Raw genomic sequence first — 20,397 nt, forward strand, 5'->3', positions numbered from 1 at the left:
GCCGCGCCCTGCCCCACGCGCATCAATGGAACCGTAAGTTCCGACGGACCGTCAGGTTCGGCTCTCGCGCAGCGTGCCCGCACTCACCTGCCGAGCGGTCCCCCCCACATGGAAAGGGAGCCGGAATCCCATGAGATGCAAGCGAATCGGAGCGGGTGCGGCACTGGCGGCCGGGGCCCTCGCGGTCACCGGGCTCGCCTTCGCCCCGGCGGCCCTCGCCGTCACCCCCCAGACGGCGACGATCAGCGCGGACTGCGGCGCCTTCGGCAGTGGCGAGGCCACGCTCACAGCCACACAGGACGGCACCGCCGCCACCCTCACGGTCAAGTCCTCCGCGATCACGGCGCCCATCGCGCTGGGAGAAGACTCGATCTCGTCCACCCTCACCCTGGTGAAGAGCGGCGGCGGGACCGTCGACTTCAGCGGCACGGAGAACCCGGCGATCGCCGCCGGGGCCCCGGTCGAGGTCGGTCCCCTCAGCGGCACCGTGGCCTCCGGCGACAGCCTGGAGGCCTTCGGAGGCTCGCTGAAGATGACCGTCTTCGGCATCACCATCACCTGTACGGCGGCCGGGCCGCAGTCACCGGGCCCGTTCGTGTTCGACTGAGAACGAAAGCGGCGCGGCCCCGTGTCAGAGCGCGTCGGGGCCGCGCTCGCCCGTCCGCACCCGCACGACGGTGTCGACGGGCAGCGCCCACACCTTGCCGTCGCCGATCTTGCCGGTGTGCGCGGCCTTCACGACCGCGTCGATGACCGCCTCGGCGTCCGCGTCCTCGACGACGACCTCGATCCGGACCTTGGGCACCAGGTCGACCTGGTACTCGGCGCCGCGGTACACCTCGGTGTGGCCGCGCTGCCGGCCGTAGCCGCTGGCCTCGCTCACGGTCAGACCGTGTACGCCGAGTTCCTGCAGGGCGTTCTTGACCTCGTCGAGACGGTACGGCTTGACGATCGCGGTGATGAGCTTCATGCCTGGGGGGTGACCTTCTGGGCGGGGGAGACGACGGAGGAGGAGACCGGGGCACCGTGGCCCAGGACCCCGTGATCGTAGGCCGTCTCGGCGTGCACCGTAAGGTCCAGGCCGGTCTGCTCCTGCTCCTCGCTCGCCCGGAAGCCCATCGTCGCGTCGATCAGCCGCCCGATCCCGTACGTCACGCCGAACGCGTACAGCGCCACCACGACCACGGCCACCAGCTGCTTGCCGAGCTGGCCGAGCCCGCCCCCGTAGAGCAGGCCCTCGGCGCCTCCGGTCATCGACTCCGCGGCGAAGACGCCGATGAGCAGCGTGCCGATGACACCGCCGACCAGGTGGACTCCGACGACGTCCAGGGAGTCGTCGTAGTTCAGCTTGAACTTCCAGCTCACGGCGTACGAGCAGACGACACCGGCCGCGAGGCCCACGACCAGCGCGCCGAGCAGCGAGACGGACCCGCAGGACGGGGTGATGGCGACCAGGCCCGCGACCGCGCCGGACGCGGCGCCCAGGGTCGTGGGGTGGCCGTCGCGCTTCTGCTCCACGAACAGCCAGCCGAGCAGGCCGGTGCAGCCCGCGGCGAGGGTGTTGAGGAACACGGCGGCCGCGAGCCCGTTGGCGCCGAGCGCGGAGCCGGCGTTGAAGCCGAACCAGCCGAACCACAGCAGACCGGCGCCCAGCACCACCATGGGCAGGTTGTGCGGGCGCATGGCTTCCTTCTTGAAGCCCATGCGCGGGCCCAGGACCAGGCACAGCGCCAGCCCCGAGGCACCGGAGACGATCTCCACGGGCAGGCCGCCCGCGAAGTCCAGGGCGCCGAGCTTCTCCAGGATCCAGCCGCCCGGGCCCCACACCCAGTGCGCGACCGGAACGTATACGAGCAGCGCCCACACCGGCACGAAGACCAGCCACGCGCCGAACTTGGCACGGTCGGCCACGGCACCGCTGACCAGCGCGGCCGTGATGATCGCGAAGGTGAGCTGGAACGTGGCGAACAGGAGGGTGGGGACGGTGCCCTGGACGCTGTCCGGACCAAGGCCGGTCATCCCGGCGTGCTCCAGCCCGCCGATCAGGCCGCCGGCGGCGTCCTCGCCGAAGGCGAGGGAGTAGCCGGCCGCCAGCCACACCACCGTCACCAGGGCGATCGACACGAAGCTCATCATCAGCATGTTGAGCACGCTCTTCGTGCGGACCATGCCGCCGTAGAAGAGGGCCAGGCCCGGGGTCATCAGCAGGACGAGGGCGGTGGCGGCGAGCAGCCAGGCGGTGTCGCCGGTGTCGGCGCTTGCGGCGGCCAGAGGCACGGTGTCTCCAACGGGGTGGGGGCTCCGGGGGCTCGTCAGAGGTTCACCGGCGTGCGTTTCGGGTTGCGCACGGGTGTGTTTCCACGGTGTTTCGTTGCGTGAGGGTTTCGAGAAGCTCACCGTGCCGGGGGTGCGTGGACCGCTGTGCGGAGGGGCTTGGTGGATCAGGGAGAATGGGCGGCATGAGCGTTCGCATGCAGTCATCCGAAGAGTCGGGCGAGACCGTCCACCGCGCCGGCTTCGCCTGCTTCGTGGGCCGCCCCAACGCGGGCAAGTCCACCCTCACGAACGCTCTGGTCGGCCAGAAGGTGGCGATCACGGCGAACCAGCCGCAGACGACCCGGCACACGGTGCGCGGCATCGTGCACCGCCCGGACGCCCAGCTGATCCTGGTCGACACCCCCGGGCTGCACAAGCCGCGCACGCTGCTGGGGGAGCGGCTCAACGACGTGGTGCGCACGACGTGGGCCGAGGTCGACGTGATCGGCTTCTGCCTGCCGGCGAACGAGAAGCTCGGCCCGGGTGACCGTTTCATCGCGAAGGAACTGGCGTCCATCAAGAAGACGCCGAAGATCGCGATCGTCACGAAGACCGACCTGGTGGACGGCAAGACGCTCGCCGAGCAGCTCATCGCGATCGACCAGCTCGGCAAGGAGCTGGGCTTCGAGTGGGCCGAGATCGTGCCCGTGTCGGCGGTCGGGGACCAGCAGGTGGGCCTGCTGGCCGACCTGATCGTCCCGTTGCTGCCGGAGGGCCCGGCCCTCTACCCCGACGGGGAGCTCACCGACGAGCCCGAGCAGGTCATGATCGCGGAGCTGATCCGCGAGGCCGCGCTGGAGGGCGTCCGCGACGAGCTGCCGCACTCCATCGCCGTCGTCGTCGAGGAGATGCTCCCCCGCGAGGACCGCCCCGCCGACAAGCCGCTCCTCGACATCCACGCCTTCGTCTACATCGAGCGCCCCAGCCAGAAGGGCATCGTCATCGGCCCCAAGGGCAAGCGCCTGAAGGAGGTCGGCATCAAGTCCCGCAAGCAGATCGAGGCGCTGCTCGGCACGCCCGTCTTCCTCGACCTGCACGTCAAGGTCGCGAAGGACTGGCAGCGGGATCCGCGGCAGTTGCGCAAGCTGGGGTTCTGAGGCGTCCTGCGGGTCTCAGGCCGTGCGCGGCGCGCGGAGGTCGCCCGGCTGCTGGGCGAGGATGAGCGAGCGGTAGTGCTCACTGCTGTCGACGAGATCCCGGTGGCTGCCGGTGGCCACGACCCGGCCGGCGTCGAGCACCACGATCAGGTCCGCGGCGCGAATGGTCGACATGCGGTGCGCGATCACGACGAGCGTGCACTCCCGAGCTGTTTCCCGCATCGACTGGCGCAGCGCCGCTTCGCTGACCGCGTCGAGATGCGCGGTCGGCTCGTCCAGCAGGAGCAGACGCGGCCGGGCCAGCAGCGCACGGGCGATCGCGATCCGCTGGCGCTCGCCACCCGAGAGAGCCATGCCGTGCTCCCCGGCGTCACTGTCGAGACCCCGCGGCAGGCGGTCGATCAGGTCCGTGAGGTGCGCCAGCTCGACCACCCGGTCCAGTTCCTCCTGCCCGGCGTCGGGGACGGCGTAGGTCAGGTTCTCCCGCAGCGTGCCGTACAGCACCGGGGCATGCTGTTCCACCAGCCCGACCCGGGCCCGGTGTTCGACCCTGCCGGTCACTCCTATGTCACGGCCGTCGAAGAGGATGTGGCCGTCGTCCGGGTCGTAGAACCGCTCGATCAGTGCGAAGACGGTGGACTTGCCGACTCCCGAGCTGCCGATCAGGGCGACATGGGACCGTTCCGGCGCCTCGAAGGTCACGCCGCGAAGGACGGGGCGTCGCGGTTCGTAGCCGAACCAGACGTCGCGGAACTCCAGAACGGGTGCCCTGGACGGGCCGCCGGCCCTCGCCGGGCCGGGCGCCCGAGCCCCGGCCCCGGGCACGGTGTCCTGCTCCGTGGGCAGCTCCAGCACCTCCGTGACCCTGCGGTACGCGCCCACGCCCTGCTCCATGGTGCTCAGGGACTGGAACAGCATGCCGATCGGCTCCACCAGATAGATCATGTACAGCAGGAAGGCGGCGAGATCGGCGACCGACCCCTGCCGGTCGGCGACCCGCATGCCGCCGATGAGCAGCACGACGACGAAGGACCCCTTGACGGCCAGCTGGATCGCCGGTGCCACCACGGCGTCCAGCTTCGCCATCCGCACGCTTCCCGCGTAGGCCGATCTGGCGCCCCCCGCGATGCGGTCGGTCTCGCGCTGCTCGGCGCGGCTGGCCCGGACCGTGCGGATGGCACCGAGTGCGCGCTCCAGATCAGCGGTCATCGCCCCCGTCGCCCGCTGCGTGGTCAGTGACGCCACCTCGATGCCGTGCAGCACCGAGACGACGATCACGGTGGCGATCGCCACCATGGCCAGCACGACGAGGAACATCAGCCAGTCGAGCCAGACCATAAGCACCACGATGCCGATCAACCCGATGGCGCCGGTCACCGCTTCGGTGAAGCCTTCCGCGACGAGCAGCCGCAACGTCGTGCTGTCGGTACTGGTGCGCGAGATGAGGTCGCCGATGCGGTGGCGGTCGTAGACGGCCATGGGAAGCCGCAGCACGTGCCTGATCAGGCCGAGCCTGATCCCCAGGACGATCCCCTCGCCGGTCCGGGCCAGGACGAACTGGGCGAGGCCCTGAACCAGTGCCTGGGCGAGGAAGAGGACGACGAGCAGCGCCAGTGCGGGCCCGACGGAGGAGCCGGACCCGGTCGACTCGATCACCTGCTTGACGAGTAGCGGCTGGGCCAGGCTCAGAGCCGAGGCGCCCAGCGTCAGCAGGACGGCGAGGGCGACCCACCGCCGGTGGCCGTACAGCAGGCGCAGGAAGTCCCGTGGGCCCCTCCGGCTGCGCTCGCCGTTCTCATCCGTCGCGTCGGGCTTCATGGATCACGGCCTCACGGCTGACGGAACCCGGAGCGCAGGGCACGGTGAACAGGGGGCGGAAGTAGTCCGGCGGGTGGTCCTCTCCCACCGGCACCCCTTCCGCCTCCACCCAGGCGTGCGCGCCGAAGGGCGGCAGGCGCCGCGCGCCCACGCACCACGTGGGCCACTGGCCGTGCAGACGGCACAGCATGACCGTGGCCAGGGACCGGGGCAGGCACCCTTCCCGTCCCCCGCAGGCCAGGCTGACCGTGACCACGGAGTCCCGGGCGGCCCGGGTCTGCTCGAGGGTGGCCGGACGGGCGCCCCGGCGCAGCCACTCCAGTGCTGCCCGAATGCGCCGGGGGCGCCGACGGGCCAGGAGCCGCGCCGCGCCCACGGCGAGCCGGACCGGGATCCGGCGCCGCAGAGGCACCGAGCGCGGATCGTGGAAGATCACCTCCGGTGAGGTCATGGCCGCTGGCTCCCCCCGCGCCGGCCGCGCAGGTGCGGCCATCGGCCGTGCGTCCCGGGCCGGGCCGTCCCTCCCGAGGGGGCCGTCGAAGCTCCCGTCCGCTCTTCCGGCACGCCCGTTCCCTCCGCTGCCAGGCCCGCCGCGCGCAGTCCGCCGACCAGATCCCGGACGTCCCGTCGCGCGGTGCCGATGTCCACCGCGTACTCCTGGGTGAGCTTTCGCGCGGCATCGGCTTCGGTGCCGCCTTCCAGCAGCGTCCGCAGGGCGACGGCGGCACTGGGATTGAGTGTCCAGTACTGGTCGCTGTCCTCGTCGAGGAGGGCGATCCCGTAGTCGGTCTCGGCCGTGAACACGCCCTCACGCAGCTTGAACGCCATCGGCGGTCTCCATTCAGCCCGGAACAGTGGTCGTGATGGCTTCCAGTGAGCGCAGCCACATCTCGCACACCACCGTCTGGTACAGCGCGTCGAACGGCAGCGCCGGGGGCAGGGGGCCACCACACGTCTCGCGCAGCACCTCCGCGTCGATCAGACCCAGCCGGGCCAAACGGGAGTCCTCGCACAGGGCCAGCAACTCGGCCCTCTGCTCCCGCATCCCTGCCTCCGCCTCGTAGGAACCCTCGTCCTTGGTGTGCCGGGTCAGGCTCTCCTCGGGGACGATGCCGCGCATCGCCTCCACGATGAGCGGCTTGTACCGCCAGGGGGTGACCCGGTCCTGCGGTCGCACGGCCAGGGCCGCTTCGACCACGCGGTCGTCGTAGTAGGGGGCGGTGAGGGTGATCCCGGTGCGGGCGACCAGTTGGCTCACCTGACGGACCATGCGGGAGTTGTTTCCCAGGGCGTCCAGCTCGACGTGCTGCCCGCGCCCTTTCGCCAGGGGTTCGGCGGTACGCGCAGCGCTGCGGATCAGCCCGCGTACGGCCGCGACGGCGTCCGGCGTCGCCCACGGAGGGAGCCGCGGTGGTGTTCCCCAGTCCAGCGCGGGCGCCTCCAAGGGGAGCGGTGCGGCGGTGAGCAGGTCGCCGGCCCGGGCGAGCCACGTCCGGTAGGAGCTGTTGTCCCACAACTGCCGCAGCGTTTCCCGGTACGGCCAGGGCCCCTGGGCGGCGAAGCCGCGCAGACGCTGCAGCGCGGTCCTGGGGTGGGTCCGGGCCAGCGCGTGCAGATGCGCCGGTGAACCGGAGAGCAACTCGTCCCCGCCGAAGCCCGTCAGGTGCGTGCGGGAGCCCTGTGCCGCGGCCAGCCGTGGAATGAGCAGACAGCGGCTGGGATGCATCATCGCCGGGCACGGTTCGTCGAAGTGCTCGTCCACGTCCCGGAGGCCCTCGTACACCATGGGCAACCGGTCTCCGGCGATGACGTGGTGACCGACGTCGCCCAGTCCCGCGACCGTGCGGCGAGCCCAGGTCACGTCGTCGCACAGCGGATCGAGACCGTCGGCGGTGTAGGCGATGACCTTCGCCGTGCCGCGCGCGGCCAGAGCGCACATCGACGTCGAGTCCAGGCCGCCCAGATCGCAGCTCACCACGTTCCGGCCCCGGACCCGGACGTCCACCGCCGCCGACAGCGCCTCCCGCAACACCGGCGCGCCCTCCGGCATCGGCACCACCGGCTCGGGAGGAGCCCACCATCCGACGGGGTGTCCCCGGCCGTCGGCGTCGAGGGCGAGGTAGTGGCCGATTCCCAGGGCGCCCACGCCTCGCCAGACCGGTTCCGCGGCCAGCGGGTGGGGCGCGCACGGGTTCAGCAGGCGGGTTGCCAGCCGCTGCGCGTCGACCTCCGCGTCGAGCAGTGAGGCCAGTACGTCGGCCCGGTCAGCGGCCACGGTGGCGTCCCCGATCCTGGCGTGGAACACCCGGCGAAAGCCGGTGACGCTTCCCTGGACCCGTACCCGTCCGGCGACCGAAGCGGTCAGATGCGAACTGCCGGCCATGCCCCGGGCCAGGCCGTCCAGACCGGCGATCGTCCCGATGCGGGCGGCCGCCGGGGTGAGCCGGTCGGCGGTGACGGCGTGTTCACCGACGACTGCGATCTTCGTCCGGCCCGCCTCACCGATGGTCAGAGCATCGGGAGACCAGTGGCCGAGCAGCCACGGCCGTCCCGACGGGTGGCTGACCTCCTGCACTTCGCGGGTACGCAGGGCGGCGGACACCGGTGCCGCCGCAGCACAGTCCGGAAGGACGACGAACCAGCCCGCCCCTTCGCCGGATCCAGGAAAAACCATTCCGGTCCCTCCCTGCACACCGAGCCCTGAGGTGATCAAGAGATGCGGGCGGCAGGACTGACGTCCCACCGCCCTCGGAGATCCTGCGCCGGCGACCTGCCCGGCGGATCAGAAGAACCTCCTCCGGAAGAACCAGAACCTCTCCGGCCCTGCCCTGAAGCCCAGACCGGTCTTGCGGAAGGAGCCGACCGCAGTCAGCGTCGGACGCTCGTAGGTGCGCATGGCATTGCACCTCCTGAACTGCGCGCGTCGCTATCGGTTATCTCTTCCACCATAGACACCGATGGGTGCTATTTACCAAAGGGACCGGTATACCCGAAGAGGCACATTGTGTTACTGATTCAACCTTTCGGAATTCTCAGGGACATCGCCCTGCCACCAGGCTCGCCCACACCGCGTTGCCGCCGGTGAGGGTCGAGCGGGTGATGCCCCAGCTCTCGGCCATCTCGCGTACGAGCAGCAGGCCGCGGCCGCCCTCGTCGTCGGGGCCGGGGCAGCGCTCGGGGATGCCCCGGCCCGTGAGGTCGCCGTCGTGGACCTCCAGCCGGAAGCGCGCGTCCCTCATCAGCTGCACGCCGCACAGGATCCGCTCGCTGAGCGTGTGCAGCACGGCGTTGGTCACCAGCTCGGACACGAGCAGCACGGCGTTGGCGCACGCCTCGTCGGGCACCTGCCACGCGGCCAGCCGTGCGCGCAGGGCGTGGCGGGCGGCTCTAACGCTGGTCCGCTGCGGGGGCAGCTCCAGCCAGTCGGTGCGGTCCGGGCGCACTGCGTCCAGGAACCGGGGAGTGGATGTCGTGTGGGGGGACACGGCGATCGCCTTCCGTGGGGGGTGGGCGCAGTCAGGGAAGGGGCGAGCGGACAACGGACCGTCCGGCTGGGGGAGTTGCTGCTTCCGGAACCCTGGTCACAGAAGTAACTATGCGCGTGAAGCAGTTCACGCGGCAACCATCTGTCTGGTCATCACACCGGGGGCCGCTGCGCCCGCAGCAGCTCCCGGTACCAGGCGTACGAGGCCTTCGGCGTCCGCTCGAGCGTTTCGAAGTCGACGTGGACCAGGCCGAAGCGGCGTGCGTAGCCCTCCGCCCACTCGAAGTTGTCGAGCAGCGACCACACGAAGTAGCCGCGCACGTCGACGCCCGCCTCCACCGCCCGGTGCAGGGCGCGGACATGGCCGTCCAGGTAGGCGATGCGGTCCCGGTCGTCGACGCCCGGGTACGAGCAGCCGTTCTCGGTGATGACGACAGGCGGAAGCCGGTCGCCGTAGCGGTCGCGGAAGATGGTGAGGACTTCGGTGAGTCCCTCGGGGGCGACCGGCCAGCCGAAGTCGGTGACCGGGTACCCCTCGATCTCCCGTACGGAGAAGGGCAGTTCGGCGGGCATGGTGATGCCGCCGAACTCGATCTCCGCGCCCTGAGGGGCCCCGACCCGCGTCGGTGCGTAGTAGTTGATCCCGTACCAGTCGAGCGGCTCGGCGATCACCTTCAAGTCGGCCTCCACGTCACCCGGCATCAGTTCGCCGATGCCGTCCGGGTAGCGGCCGAGGAGCAGCGGGTCCGCGAAGAGGCGGTTCAGCAGCAGGTCGTAGAAGTCCGCCGCCTCCACGTCCGCCGCCTCGGCCGACGCCGCCCAGGTGGGACCGTGCGAGTTGGCGATGCCGATGTCCGACGCGCCCGCGGCGCGCAGGGCCCGTACGGCCAGGCCGTGGGCGAGCAGCTGGTGGTGGGCGGCCGGCAGCGCGTCGAACAACAACTGCTTCCCCGGCGCGTGCACGCCCAGGGCGTGGCCCAGCAGGGTGTGCTCGGCGGGCTCGTTGAGAGTGATCCACTTCGTCACGCGGTCGCCGAGACGGGCCGCGACCCGGGCCACGTACTCGGCGAAGCGCTCGGCCGTGTCCCGTTCCAGCCAGTCCAGGTCCGCCGGCAGGTCCCAGTGGAACAGCGTCGGCACCGGGCGGACGCCGGCCGCGCCCAGGTCGTCGACCAGCCGGTCGTAGAAGTCCAGGCCCTTTTCGGAGCGCACCCGCGGCCACGAGATCGAGAAGCGGTAGGCGTTCACGCCCAGCTCGGCCAGGAGAGCCACGTCCTCGGCGTGGCGGTGGACGTGGTCGCAGGCCACCGCCGCCGTCGAGCCGTCCTTCACCCGGCCCGGCCCGGCCGTGAAGGCGTCCCACACGGACGGCTCACGCTCGTCCGCGCCGCCCTCGATCTGGTGCGCGGAGGTGGACACGCCCCAGAGGAAGCCGGCCGGGAAGCGGGGGATCGGGTTGCCTGCGTCAGTCGCCATGCGCGAGATCATCCGTACCGGCGGTAACGGAAGTCAACGCCCGGGCGGGAAGGAGCTGTTGCACCCGTGCTGTCACGCCCCCGCCGCGGCCCTTGCAGCGCCCTTCGTCACGCCCCCTCCTTCAGTACCCGTGAGATCAGCGTGCGCTGCTCGTCCGTCAGCCGGGGGTCCGCGCAGTACACGGTCTTCCCGTCCACCGTGAGCTGGTAGACGAACCCGTCCGGTACCCCGACCGGCGGGGTGCTCCGGCCGGCTGCCAGGGCCTGATCGGCCAGGGCGTGCCAGTCCGGGGCATCGGGCCGGTCCGAGGTGTCCACCTCGGCGTACCGCTCGATGCCCGCGAACCCGCCCGTGCGCCTCACCTGAATCCGCATGGGACCTGTCTAGTACGGAACTACAGGGTCCGCACCCCGACCTGCTCCCAGCCCTTCGCGACGGCGTCCAGCTCCTCCCCGTCGCCGAAGCGCTCCCGCGCGGCCTTGACGGTGAGCGTCGCGAAGTCGGTGAACATCGCGTCCTGCCGCAGTTCGCCACCGGTCAGCACGTCGTACCAGACCTGCCCGGCCCGCTCCCAGGCGTGCCCGCCGAGGGCGGTGGCCGCGAGGTAGAAGGCGTGATTCGGGATGCCGGAGTTGATGTGGACACCGCCGTTGTCGCGGCCGGTGCGCACGAAGTCGTCCATCGTCGCCGGCTGCGGGTCCTTGCCGAGGACGTCGTCGTCGTACGCCGTGCCCGGCGCCTTCATGGAACGCAGCGCCGTGCCCGTCACCCGCGGGGCGAGCAGCCCCGCGCCGATCAGCCAGTCGGCCTCGGCTGCGGTCTGGCCGAGCGTGTACTGCTTGATCAGGGCGCCGAAGACATCCGACAGGGACTCGTTGAGCGCGCCGGGCTGGCCGAAGTAGGTCAGGTTGGCCGTGTACTGCGTGACGCCGTGCGCGAGTTCGTGGCCGATGACGTCGATCGGGATGGTGAAGTCCAGGAAGATCTCCCCGTCCCCGTCGCCGAAGACCATCTGCTCGCCGTTCCAGAACGCGTTGTTGTAGTCGCGGTCGTAGTGCACCGTCGCGTTCAGCGGGAGGCCGCAGCCGTCGATCGAGTCGCGCCGGTACGCCTGGAGGAACAGCTCGAAGGTGGCGCCGAGGCCCGCGTAGGCACGGTTGACGGTGGCGTCCTTGCCGGGCTTGTCGCCCTCACCGCGGACCTTGTGGCCGGGCAGGCCGGTGCCGTGCCGGGCGTCGTGGACGGTGCGCTGTGGCGTGCCGTCGGCGACCGCGGCGACGGCGCTCGCGCCGATGACCGTGGTCAGGCGGCGCTGGGTGCGCTCGAAGGCGTCGCGCTGCAGCGTGCGGCGGGCGGGTCCGGCGAGCGCGGGGTCCTCGGCCTGGGCGAGCCGGTCGAGGACATGGGGCGGAACGATGGTGCAGAAGACGGGCTCGAAGCCCCCGTGAGTCGTCATGCTCGGCACCTTTGCACTGAGTGACGAGGCTGTCACCGGTCGCCACCATGATTGGTGAAATACCGGGACAACGACCATCACGCTCCGTGATTGATGCTATGGCAAAGTGGTGTAGCGCACTTTTTGTCCCGTTTGGGTGTCCGGTCCCGCATACTGATACGACCCCACGCGCCGGGGAGTGGCTCGGCTAGCATGCTGCGCATCATGCGTTTCGGGCTGCTTCTTCTTAGCTGCCGCGGCGAGGGCCTGTAGTCGAGGCCGACTCCCTCCCCGCGGAGCTTGGTGCTGCGTCGTCGGCCGTCCTTCCGGACACCCTCTGAGGAGCCCTAAGCATCATGGCCAACCGCCAGCAGCCCAGTTCCATGCCGATCCACAAGTACGGCCGCTACGAGCAGGTCGACATCCCGGACCGCACCTGGCCGGAAGCGCGCGTCACCACCGCCCCCCGCTGGCTCTCCACCGACCTGCGCGACGGCAACCAGGCCCTGATCGACCCCATGTCGCCCGCCCGCAAGCGCGCCATGTTCGACCTTCTGGTCAAGATGGGCTACAAGGAGATCGAGGTCGGCTTCCCCGCCTCCGGCCAGACCGACTTCGACTTCGTGCGCTCCATCATCGAGGAGCCCGGGGCCATCCCCGACGACGTCACCATCTCCGTACTGACCCAGGCCCGCGAGGACCTGATCGAGCGCACGGTGGAGTCCCTGAAGGGCGCCAAGCGCGCCACCGTCCACCTGTACAACGCCACCGCCCCCGTCTTCCGCCGGGTGGTCTTCCGCGGCTCCCGGGACGACATCAAGCAGATCGCCGTCGACGGCACCCGCCTGGTCATGGAGTACGCGGAGAAGCTGCTGGGCCCGGAGACCGAGTTCGGCTACCAGTACAGCCCGGAGATCTTCACCGACACCGAGCTGGACTTCGCGCTGGAGGTCTGCGAGGCGGTCATGGACGTCTGGCAGCCCGGCCCGGGCCGCGAGATCATCCTGAACCTGCCGGCCACCGTGGAGCGCTCCACGCCCTCCACGCACGCCGACCGCTTCGAGTGGATGGGCCGCAACCTCTCCCGCCGCGAGCACGTCTGCCTGTCCATCCACCCGCACAACGACCGCGGCACCGCAGTCGCCGCCGCCGAGCTGGCCCTGATGGCCGGCGCCGACCGCGTGGAGGGCTGCCTGTTCGGCCAGGGCGAGCGCACCGGCAACGTCGACCTGGTCACCCTGGGCATGAACCTGTTCTCGCAGGGCGTCGACCCGCAGATCGACTTCTCCGACATCGACGAGATCCGTCGCACGTGGGAGTACTGCAACCAGATGGAGGTCCACCCGCGCCACCCGTACGTGGGCGACCTGGTCTACACGTCCTTCTCCGGCTCCCACCAGGACGCCATCAAGAAGGGCTTCGACGCCATGGAGGCCGACGCGGCCGCCAAGGGCGTCACCGTCGACGACATCGAGTGGGCCGTCCCCTACCTGCCGATCGACCCCAAGGATGTCGGCCGCTCCTACGAGGCGGTCATCCGCGTCAACTCGCAGTCCGGCAAGGGCGGTATCGCCTACGTCCTGAAGGACGGCCACAGCCTGGACCTGCCGCGCCGAATGCAGGTCGAGTTCTCCAAGGTCATCCAGGCCAAGACGGACGCCGAGGGCGGCGAGGTCACGCCGAAGGACATCTGGGCGGTCTTCCAGGACGAGTACCTGCCGAACCCCGAGAACCCCTGGGGCCGGATCCAGGTGCGCAACGGCCAGTCGACGACCGACACCGACGGCGTGGACACGCTGAAGGTGGAGGCCACGGTCGACGGGCAGGACACCGTCCTGACCGGCACGGGCAACGGTCCGATCTCGGCCTTCTTCGACGCCCTGCAGTCCATCGGCATCGACGTACGCCTGCTGGACTACCAGGAGCACACGATGAGCGAGGGCGCCTCCGCGCAGGCCGCCTCCTACATCGAGTGCGCCATTGACGACAAGGTCCTGTGGGGCATCGGAATCGACGCCAACACGACGCGGGCCTCGCTGAAGGCCGTCGTCTCGGCCGTCAACCGCGCGGCTCGCTGACCAGCCGTACGGGTCTGCGGCACCAGGCCGCTCAGGAGACCACAGGGGCTCCGTCCGCCGATACCCGGCGGGCGGAGCCCCGTCGCATACCGGCCATTTGTTGTGGAGGTCACGGAAAGGTCTCCTCCGGGGTGCTGACTCCTCGTCTCTGATGTGGCTAACATCACGCAAGCGCGGCGACGTTGCCGTGCGGCGTGACGGAGGTGCGACGTGCTGCCAGGACGGGGACGAAACGGCCATGCCGCCAGGCTTTCGCGCATCCTGGGCACCCGGACCGCGTGGACGGCCACCGGTGACGGAGAGTTCTTCTGCCCCGGGTGCGGCGGCGACCGCAACTACCAGCGGCTGACCGGCCAACGCCGCTTCACCCTGCTCGGTGTGCCCGTGCTGCCGCGCGGCGAGACCGGCCCCGTCGTCGAGTGCGCGGCCTGCCGCCGCCACTTCGGCACCGACGTCCTCGACCATCCGACCACCACCCGCTTCTCCGCGATGCTCCGCGACGCCGTGCACACCGTCGCCCTCGCGGTGCTGGCCGCGGGCGGTGCCGGGTCCCGTTCGGCACTGGAGGCCGCCGTCCTCGCCGTCCGTGCCGCCGGTTTCGGCGACTGCACGGAGGAGCAGCTGGCCGCCCTCGTCGAGGCGCTGGAGGCCGACACCGGCCGGATCGCCGGCGAACCCTGCGGCGCGGGGCTGGCCATAGAGCTCCACGAGGCGCTGGACCCGCTCACTCCGCACCTCGCCGCCGTCGGCCGCGAATCGATCCTGCTGCAGGGCGCCCGCATCGCCCTGGCGGACGGCCCGTACACCACGGCCGAACGGGACGTGCTGGCGACGGTGGGGGCGGCGCTCACCATCTGCTCCGACGACGTGACCCGCCTCCTCGCGGCGGCACGCACGCCTTCCTAGGGCACTCCTCCCGTTACTCCCCCGGGAGTAACGCCCCGCCGGGACCGCCCCCGGCAGTACTCCCCAACTCGCCCCCACGCCCGACGAACCGGCCCCCGCTCGGCGGGAGTCTGGAGACCGATCCAGACACCCGACCGGAGGGAGCCGTACCCATGGGGGCCGTAAGGACGCGCAGCGGGCGGAAACGGGCCGTGCCCTGGGTGGTGGTGGGGCTGTGGCTCGCCGCGCTCGTGCTGGTCGGGCCGCTCGCCGGAAAGTTCGCCGGCATCCAGCAGAACCGCGCGGTCGACTACCTGCCCGGCAGCGCCGACTCGACCCAGGTGGCGCGGATCCAGGACGAGCTGCCGGGCGGTGAGTCGACCGACCTGGTGCTCGTCTACCACCGCGACGGCGGACTGACCGACGCCGACCGGCGCACCGCTGACGAGCAGATCGCCGAGGTGAGCGGCGCCTATGACCTGGCGGCGGAACCGAAGGGCATTGGGTCGAAGGACGGCTCCACCCTGATGTACCCGGTCTCCAGCACCCAGCCCGGCCACGACGAGGAGGCCCGGGACGCCTTCGTCGACGGGGTGCGGGACATCGCCGAGGGCGGCGGCGGACTGAGCGTCGAGGTCGGCGGGCCCGGCGCGCTGAACACCGACATGAACGAGGTGTTCGGCACGCTCGACGCCACGCTGCTGCTCGCCACGCTCGGCGTCGTCACCGTGCTGCTCGTCCTCATCTACCGCAGCCCGTTCCTGTGGCTGGTGCCGCTCGCCGTGGCGGGTGTCGCCGCCGCTGCGGCGATGGCCGCCGGGTACGGACTGCACGAACTGTTCGACGTCACCGTCACCGGCCAGAGCGGCGGCGTGATGACCGTGCTGGTCCTCGGCGCCGGCACCGACTACGCGCTGCTGATCGTCTCCCGCTACCGCGAGGAACTGCGGCGCCACGAGCGGCCGTACGACGCCATGCGCAGCGCCCTGCGCGGCTGCGGGCCGGCCGTGCTGGCCTCCTCGGGGACCGTCGCGGCCGGGCTGCTGTGCCTGCTCGCCGCGGACCTCAACAGCAGCCGCGGCATGGGACCGGTCGGCATGGTCGGGGTGCTCGCCGCGCTGGTCGCCATGACGACCCTGCTGCCGGCCGTCCTGGTGCTGCTGGGGCGGCGCGTCTTCTGGCCGCTGGTCCCCGCGTTCGGCAGCGAGCCGAAAGCCCGGCGGTCGCTGTTCGCCGCGATGGGCTCCTCGGCGACACGGCGCCCCGCCACCGTGCTCGCCGGCGGGGCCGTGCTGCTCGGAGCACTCGCGCTCGGCACCCTCAACCTGTCCGGCAGCCTCAAGCAGGAGGACTCCTTCACCGAACGGCCCGAGTCCATCACGGCGATGCGGACCCTCGCGCAGGAGTATCCCGAGCGCAGCAGCCGGCCCGTGACGGTCATCGCACCAGAGGAGCGGGCCGGGGCGGCCGCGGACCGGGCCCGCACGACCGAGGGCGTCGCCGAGGTGGCTCCCGGCCGCAGCGGCTCGGGCTGGGCCGAGATCGCCGTCTTCACCACCGCCGCCCCCGAAACCCCGGCCGAGACCCGGACCATCGAGGCGCTGCGGGCCGGGCTCGACCCGCTGGGCGCCTACGTCGGCGGGCCCAGCGCCCAGCAGATCGACCTGGCCGACAGCGAGTCGCGGGACCGGAAGGTGATCGTGCCGCTGGTGCTGGCCGCCGTGTTCGTCATCCTGGTGGGGCTGTTGCGCAGCCTCGTCGCGCCCCTGTTGCTGCTGGCGGCGGTGGTCGCGGTCTGGGGCGCCGCGCTCGGCATCGGCGGGCTGGTGTTCGAGCCGGTGTTCGGGTTCGCCGGGACCGATCCGGGGCTCGGGCTGCTGTCCTTCGTGTTCCTGGTCGCCCTCGGTGTCGACTACGGCATCTTCCTGATGCACCGCATGCGGGAGGAGTCCGTGCGCGGGGCGGAACCGGCCGCGGCGGCGCTTACCGCGCTGCGGACGACCGGTGGGGTGATCGCTTCGGCGGGGGTGGTGCTGGCGGCGACCTTCGCGGTGCTGACGACGTTGCCGATGGTGGGGCTGGTGGAGCTCGGGTTCGTCATCGCGGTGGGGGTGTTGCTGGACACGTTCCTGGTGCGTACGTATCTGGTGACCACGGCAAGTGTGCTGCTCAAGCGGCGGATGTGGTGGCCGGGCACGCTCTCCCGTGCGCCGGAGCGGACGGGAGAGCCGCCGGAGCGCGAGCCCGTGGCCGCGAACGCCCCCTGACCGACCGAAGGCTTCCCTCCCCTCCCGGAGGGACGCCTTCCTCGCCGAGGATGACCCCTGTGCAGGCACCCACCACCACGACGGCGGCCTGGTCGCGTCCCGCGGAGCGGATCATGGCCGCGATCAACCGCGATCCGCTGACCGCTCCGAACGCCCTCCGCAACGACGCGGTCCTCACCATCCTCGTCGCCGGCTTCTCCGCCGTCCTCGCGCTCACGGTCGACGACGGCCGCAGGCCCGACGCGCTCGGCTGGACCCTGCTGCTCGCCTCCCACGTACCGCTGGTGCGGCGCCGCCGCCATCCGGTGCTCGTCCTGCTCGCCGTGGTGGCCTGTGTCTTCCCGTACCACTTCCTCGGCTACCCGCACACCGCGGCCACCCAGGCCGCGTACGTCGCCCTCTACACCGTCGCCGTCACCGGCCGTCCGCTGCGCACCGTCCTGGTCGGCATCGGTGTCATCGCCTTGGCGGTGAGCGTGATGCTCACCATCAGCGCCCACGAGGCACTGGGATTGCTGAAGGCGTCCGGCTGGGTCGTAGCCGTGCTGTTCTGCGGAGTCGACGTGCGCGTCTACCGCCAGTACGTCGCCTCGATCGTGGAGCGGGCCGAACGCGCCGAACGCACCCGCGAGGAGGAGGCCCGGCGACGCGTCGCCGAGGAGCGGCTGCGCATCGCCCGGGACCTGCACGACCTGCTCGCCCACAGCATCACCCTGATCGGCGTGCAGACCTCCGTCGCCGCCCACGTGCTGTCCGCCGACCCGGAGCGGCTCGACCGGGAGACGGTGGCCAAGGCCCTCGACGACATCGCCGAGACCTGCCGCAGTGCCCGCGGCGAACTCCGCACGACCCTGGAGGTGCTGCGCGAGCATGGCCCCCAGGACGCCCGCGGCCCGCTGCCCGGCCTCGACGGCCTGCCCGACCTGGCGGAGGCGGCGCGGCTGGCCGGCGCCCGCGTCGAGCAGACCGTACGCGTTCGGCGGGCACCGCCCGCCGTGGGCGCCGCCGCCTACCGCATCGTGCAGGAGGCACTCACCAACGCCGTACGGCACGCGGGACCCGAACCGGCCGTCCATGTCGAACTGGACGAACGGCAGGACGCCCTGCACCTGTCGGTCCGCGACGACGGCACCGGACCGGCCCCCGGCGGCACCCCGGGCTTCGGGCTCGTCGGCATGCGGGAGCGGGCCCGCAGCGTCGGTGGCACACTCGACGCCGGACCGTGCGCCGGGGGCGGATTCGAGGTGCGGGCGGTCCTGCCGCTGACCACGACGGGGGAGAGAACCGGATGACCATACGGGTGCTGCTCGCGGACGACCAGACCCTGGTGCGGGAGGCGTTCGCGATGCTCGTGGAGTCGGCCCGGGACATGGAGGTCGTCGGCCGGGCCGCCACCGGCCGGCAGGCCGTCGAACTGGCCCGCTGCGCACGGCCCGACCTCGTGGTGATGGACATCCGCATGCCCGACCTGGACGGCATCGAGGCGACCCGGCTCATCGCGGCCGACAAGGACCTCGCGGACGTACGGGTGCTCGTCCTCACCACGTACGACACCGACGAGAACATCGTCGAGGCGCTGCGGGCAGGCGCCTCGGGATTCCTGGTCAAGGACACCAGACCGGCCGAACTCCTCGACGCGGTCCGCACGGTCGCCGCCGGCGAGGCCCTGCTGTCCCCCGGCCCCACGGCACGGCTGATCGAGCGGTTCCTGCGCAGCCCGTCCGCACCGGAGACGGGCGGGCCCGAGTGCCTGTCCGGGCGGGAGCGGGAGGTGCTCGCGCTCGTCGCGCGAGGCCTCACCAACACGGAGATCGGCGACGCGCTCGGCCTGAGCCCGCTCACCGCGAAGACACACGTCAGCCGCATCATGGGCAAGCTGGCGGCACGGGACCGGGCGCAACTGGTCATCGTGGCGTACGAGTCGGGAATCGTGACGCCGGGCAGCGTCTGACGGGGATGCCGCCCTCAGAGCAGTCCGGCCGCCGCGAGGTGCTGCCCGACCCGCTCCACCTCGTCGGGGGACAGCGGGATCTGCGGCTGTGCCGTCGCCGGGCAGGCGATGACCCCGCGCAGGTGCAGCGCGGCCTTGAAGGCCCCGATCGCCGAGGAGTTCGGACCCATGCGGGCCGGGTCTCCGACCGTCACCATGCCGAACAACGCGCACAGGCGCTCCTGTTCGGCACGGGCCCCGTCGCGGTCCCCGGTGCGGCACAGCCGGTCCAGACGGACGTAGCCGTGCGGGTCGACGTTGCCGAGGCCCGGCACCGTTCCGTCCGCGCCGACCGCGAGGGCCGCGTCGACGATCAGCTCGGACCCCGTCAGTACGCTGAAGCCGGTGATGGCCCCGCGTTCCCGGGCGCCGGTCACCACCTGGCGGAAGGCGGCCAGGTCACCGCTGGAGTCCTTGAGCCCGGCCACCACCCCGTCGGCGGCGAGTTCCAGCACCACGTCGGCCGACAGCTTCGTGTGGACGGCGACGGGCAGGTCGTAGGCGATGACCGGCACCGGGCTCGCGGCGGCGACCGCGCGGAAGTGGCGGGCGATCTCCGCGGGATGGGTGCGGGTGTAGAACGGGGCCGTGACGACGACCGCGTCCGCGCCCGCCGCCGTCACCGACGCGACGTGGTCCAGGACCCGGGGCGTCGTCATGTCGATCGCCCCGGCCAGCACCGGGAGTTGCCCGCCCACATGACCGGTGACCGACTCGACGACCAGCCTGCGCTGCCGGTCGGGGAGGAACGCCGCCTCCGAGGTCGAGCCGAGCACGAACAGTGCGTGCACCCCGCCCGCCACCAGATGGTCGACGAGCGAGAGCAGCGAGGCGACGTCCACCTCGCCGTCAGGTGTCAGCGGCGTGCAGACGGGCGGGATGACACCGGTCAGCGGGGCGAGGGTCATGGAGCCTCCATCGGGGTGCGCCGGTGGACGAGGCCGCGGGTCGGCTCGTCCTCCCGGACAGGATGGTCGCAGCGGAAGCGGTGCGCGGGCCCCGACGCGGCCGAGAAGCCCGGCATGGTGAGGTCGAGCATCAGGCCGAGGATCCGGATCAGGAATGACACGTCCAGGGCGGGAGCGGACCATGATGGGGGCATGACGACCGAGCTGTGGAGCGAGAGTGACGCCGGTGTCCTGAGGCTGCCGTCGGGCCGGCTGGTGCGGGGCCGGGGCCTTCGCCACTCCCTGGATCCCGGCGCGCCCCGTCCCGCCTACGGTGTCTACCTGCTCGGCCGGCGGCCGCCCGAGGTCTCCTGGGAGTCGGACTGGATCCGCTGGCCCGACTTCCGTCTCCCCGCGGACCGGGCGGCAGCCCGAGCGGTACTGGCCGAGGTGTGGGAACGGGCCGCCGGGGAGCGGGTGGAACTGGCCTGCGGAGGCGGCCGCGGCCGCACCGGCACGGCCCTGGCCTGCCTGGCGGTGCTGGACGGGGTGCCGGGGGAGGAGGCGGTGGGATACGTCCGGCGGCACTACGACCGGCATGCCGTGGAGACGCCCTGGCAGCGGCGGTACGTGCGCGGCTTCGGCGCGGGGTGAGCCTTCCTCC

21 protein-coding genes are annotated in these 20,397 nt (G+C 71.6%); 8 read left to right on the forward strand and 13 right to left on the reverse strand.

Annotated features, from left to right (window positions below):
* Positions 1-130 precede the first annotated feature (130 nt).
* Complete coding sequence (locus ADK65_RS08195; RefSeq protein WP_053669181.1) at positions 131-607, forward strand: hypothetical protein; 477 nt, start codon at positions 131-133, stop codon at positions 605-607.
* A gap of 24 nt (positions 608-631) precedes the next feature.
* Here ADK65_RS08195 and ADK65_RS08200 read toward each other — a convergent pair whose 3' ends face one another.
* Both ADK65_RS08200 and ADK65_RS08205 read right to left on the reverse strand, forming a co-directional pair.
* Entirely contained in the window at positions 632-970 is a 339-nt protein-coding gene (locus ADK65_RS08200) for a P-II family nitrogen regulator (protein WP_053669183.1), read from the reverse strand.
* Positions 967-2,277 (reverse strand): ammonium transporter, encoded by a 1,311-nt coding sequence (locus ADK65_RS08205; protein WP_053669185.1) that lies wholly within the window; start codon positions 2,275-2,277, stop codon positions 967-969. The genes ADK65_RS08200 and ADK65_RS08205 overlap by 4 nt, the downstream gene beginning before the upstream one ends.
* 173 nt (positions 2,278-2,450) lie before the next feature.
* On the opposite strand from ADK65_RS08205, the gene era reads away from it, so the two are divergent.
* Positions 2,451-3,413: a GTPase Era gene (gene era / locus ADK65_RS08210; protein WP_107092233.1), complete on the forward strand. Its 963-nt coding sequence runs from the start codon at positions 2,451-2,453 to the stop codon at positions 3,411-3,413.
* Between the two features lie 15 nt (positions 3,414-3,428).
* Here era and ADK65_RS08215 read toward each other — a convergent pair whose 3' ends face one another.
* The 9 genes from ADK65_RS08215 to ADK65_RS08250 form a co-directional block, all read right to left on the reverse strand.
* Positions 3,429-5,231, reverse strand: coding sequence for an ABC transporter ATP-binding protein (locus tag ADK65_RS08215; protein ID WP_053669189.1), 1,803 nt, complete (start codon positions 5,229-5,231; stop codon positions 3,429-3,431).
* Positions 5,209-5,682 carry a lasso peptide biosynthesis B2 protein gene (locus tag ADK65_RS08220; protein ID WP_053669192.1) on the reverse strand — a complete coding sequence of 158 codons (474 nt, stop codon included), beginning with the start codon at positions 5,680-5,682 and terminating at the stop codon, positions 5,209-5,211. Before ADK65_RS08220 ends, ADK65_RS08215 begins: the two co-directional genes overlap by 23 nt.
* Complete coding sequence (locus ADK65_RS08225) at positions 5,679-6,059, reverse strand: lasso peptide biosynthesis PqqD family chaperone (protein WP_053669194.1); 381 nt, start codon at positions 6,057-6,059, stop codon at positions 5,679-5,681. Before ADK65_RS08225 ends, ADK65_RS08220 begins: the two co-directional genes overlap by 4 nt.
* Before the next feature lie 13 nt (positions 6,060-6,072).
* A complete protein-coding gene (locus tag ADK65_RS08230; RefSeq protein ID WP_053669196.1) occupies positions 6,073-7,905 on the reverse strand; it encodes a lasso peptide isopeptide bond-forming cyclase in 1,833 nt (610 codons plus the stop codon).
* A 108-nt stretch (positions 7,906-8,013) separates the two neighbouring features.
* Positions 8,014-8,127, reverse strand: coding sequence for a keywimysin-related RiPP (locus ADK65_RS37950; protein WP_107092234.1), 114 nt, complete (start codon positions 8,125-8,127; stop codon positions 8,014-8,016).
* A gap of 136 nt (positions 8,128-8,263) precedes the next feature.
* Positions 8,264-8,716, reverse strand: coding sequence for an ATP-binding protein (locus ADK65_RS08235; RefSeq protein ID WP_078955861.1), 453 nt, complete (start codon positions 8,714-8,716; stop codon positions 8,264-8,266).
* A 152-nt stretch (positions 8,717-8,868) separates the two neighbouring features.
* Positions 8,869-10,203 carry a GH1 family beta-glucosidase gene (locus ADK65_RS08240; protein WP_078955862.1) on the reverse strand — a complete coding sequence of 445 codons (1,335 nt, stop codon included), beginning with the start codon at positions 10,201-10,203 and terminating at the stop codon, positions 8,869-8,871.
* A 95-nt stretch (positions 10,204-10,298) separates the two neighbouring features.
* Entirely contained in the window at positions 10,299-10,565 is a 267-nt protein-coding gene (locus ADK65_RS08245) for a protealysin inhibitor emfourin (protein WP_053669200.1), read from the reverse strand.
* Between the two features lie 20 nt (positions 10,566-10,585).
* Positions 10,586-11,647 carry a M4 family metallopeptidase gene (locus ADK65_RS08250; RefSeq protein WP_053669202.1) on the reverse strand — a complete coding sequence of 354 codons (1,062 nt, stop codon included), beginning with the start codon at positions 11,645-11,647 and terminating at the stop codon, positions 10,586-10,588.
* 335 nt (positions 11,648-11,982) lie between these two features.
* Between ADK65_RS08250 and leuA the strand changes: the two genes are divergently transcribed.
* The 5 genes from leuA (at position 11,983) to ADK65_RS08275 (ending at position 18,807) form a co-directional block, all read left to right on the forward strand.
* The gene (gene leuA / locus ADK65_RS08255; RefSeq protein WP_053669204.1) at positions 11,983-13,704 is read left to right on the forward strand and encodes a 2-isopropylmalate synthase; all 1,722 of its coding nucleotides are present in this window, start codon (positions 11,983-11,985) and stop codon (positions 13,702-13,704) included.
* A gap of 210 nt (positions 13,705-13,914) precedes the next feature.
* Positions 13,915-14,610: a TerB family tellurite resistance protein gene (locus tag ADK65_RS08260; RefSeq protein ID WP_053669206.1), complete on the forward strand. Its 696-nt coding sequence runs from the start codon at positions 13,915-13,917 to the stop codon at positions 14,608-14,610.
* 152 nt (positions 14,611-14,762) lie between these two features.
* Entirely contained in the window at positions 14,763-16,856 is a 2,094-nt protein-coding gene (locus ADK65_RS08265) for an MMPL family transporter (protein ID WP_078955863.1), read from the forward strand.
* A 50-nt stretch (positions 16,857-16,906) separates the two neighbouring features.
* Positions 16,907-18,148, forward strand: coding sequence for a sensor histidine kinase (locus ADK65_RS08270; protein WP_053669210.1), 1,242 nt, complete (start codon positions 16,907-16,909; stop codon positions 18,146-18,148).
* The gene (locus ADK65_RS08275) at positions 18,145-18,807 is read left to right on the forward strand and encodes a response regulator (RefSeq protein WP_053669212.1); all 663 of its coding nucleotides are present in this window, start codon (positions 18,145-18,147) and stop codon (positions 18,805-18,807) included. Before ADK65_RS08270 ends, ADK65_RS08275 begins: the two co-directional genes overlap by 4 nt.
* 14 nt (positions 18,808-18,821) lie before the next feature.
* Here the strand turns inward: ADK65_RS08275 and ADK65_RS08280 are convergent, their stop codons facing one another.
* The gene (locus tag ADK65_RS08280; protein WP_053669214.1) at positions 18,822-19,754 is read right to left on the reverse strand and encodes a dihydrodipicolinate synthase family protein; all 933 of its coding nucleotides are present in this window, start codon (positions 19,752-19,754) and stop codon (positions 18,822-18,824) included.
* Positions 19,751-19,948: a hypothetical protein gene (locus ADK65_RS39885; RefSeq protein WP_053669216.1), complete on the reverse strand. Its 198-nt coding sequence runs from the start codon at positions 19,946-19,948 to the stop codon at positions 19,751-19,753. Before ADK65_RS39885 ends, ADK65_RS08280 begins: the two co-directional genes overlap by 4 nt.
* On the opposite strand from ADK65_RS39885, the gene ADK65_RS08290 reads away from it, so the two are divergent.
* Positions 19,947-20,387 carry a protein-tyrosine phosphatase family protein gene (locus ADK65_RS08290; protein WP_053669218.1) on the forward strand — a complete coding sequence of 147 codons (441 nt, stop codon included), beginning with the start codon at positions 19,947-19,949 and terminating at the stop codon, positions 20,385-20,387. The genes ADK65_RS39885 and ADK65_RS08290 overlap by 2 nt on opposite strands.
* Positions 20,388-20,397: the final 10 nt, after the last annotated feature.

It is taken from the genome of Streptomyces sp. NRRL B-1140 (assembly GCF_001280065.1).
In the GTDB taxonomy this organism is placed as follows: Bacteria; Actinomycetota; Actinomycetes; order Streptomycetales; family Streptomycetaceae; genus Streptomyces.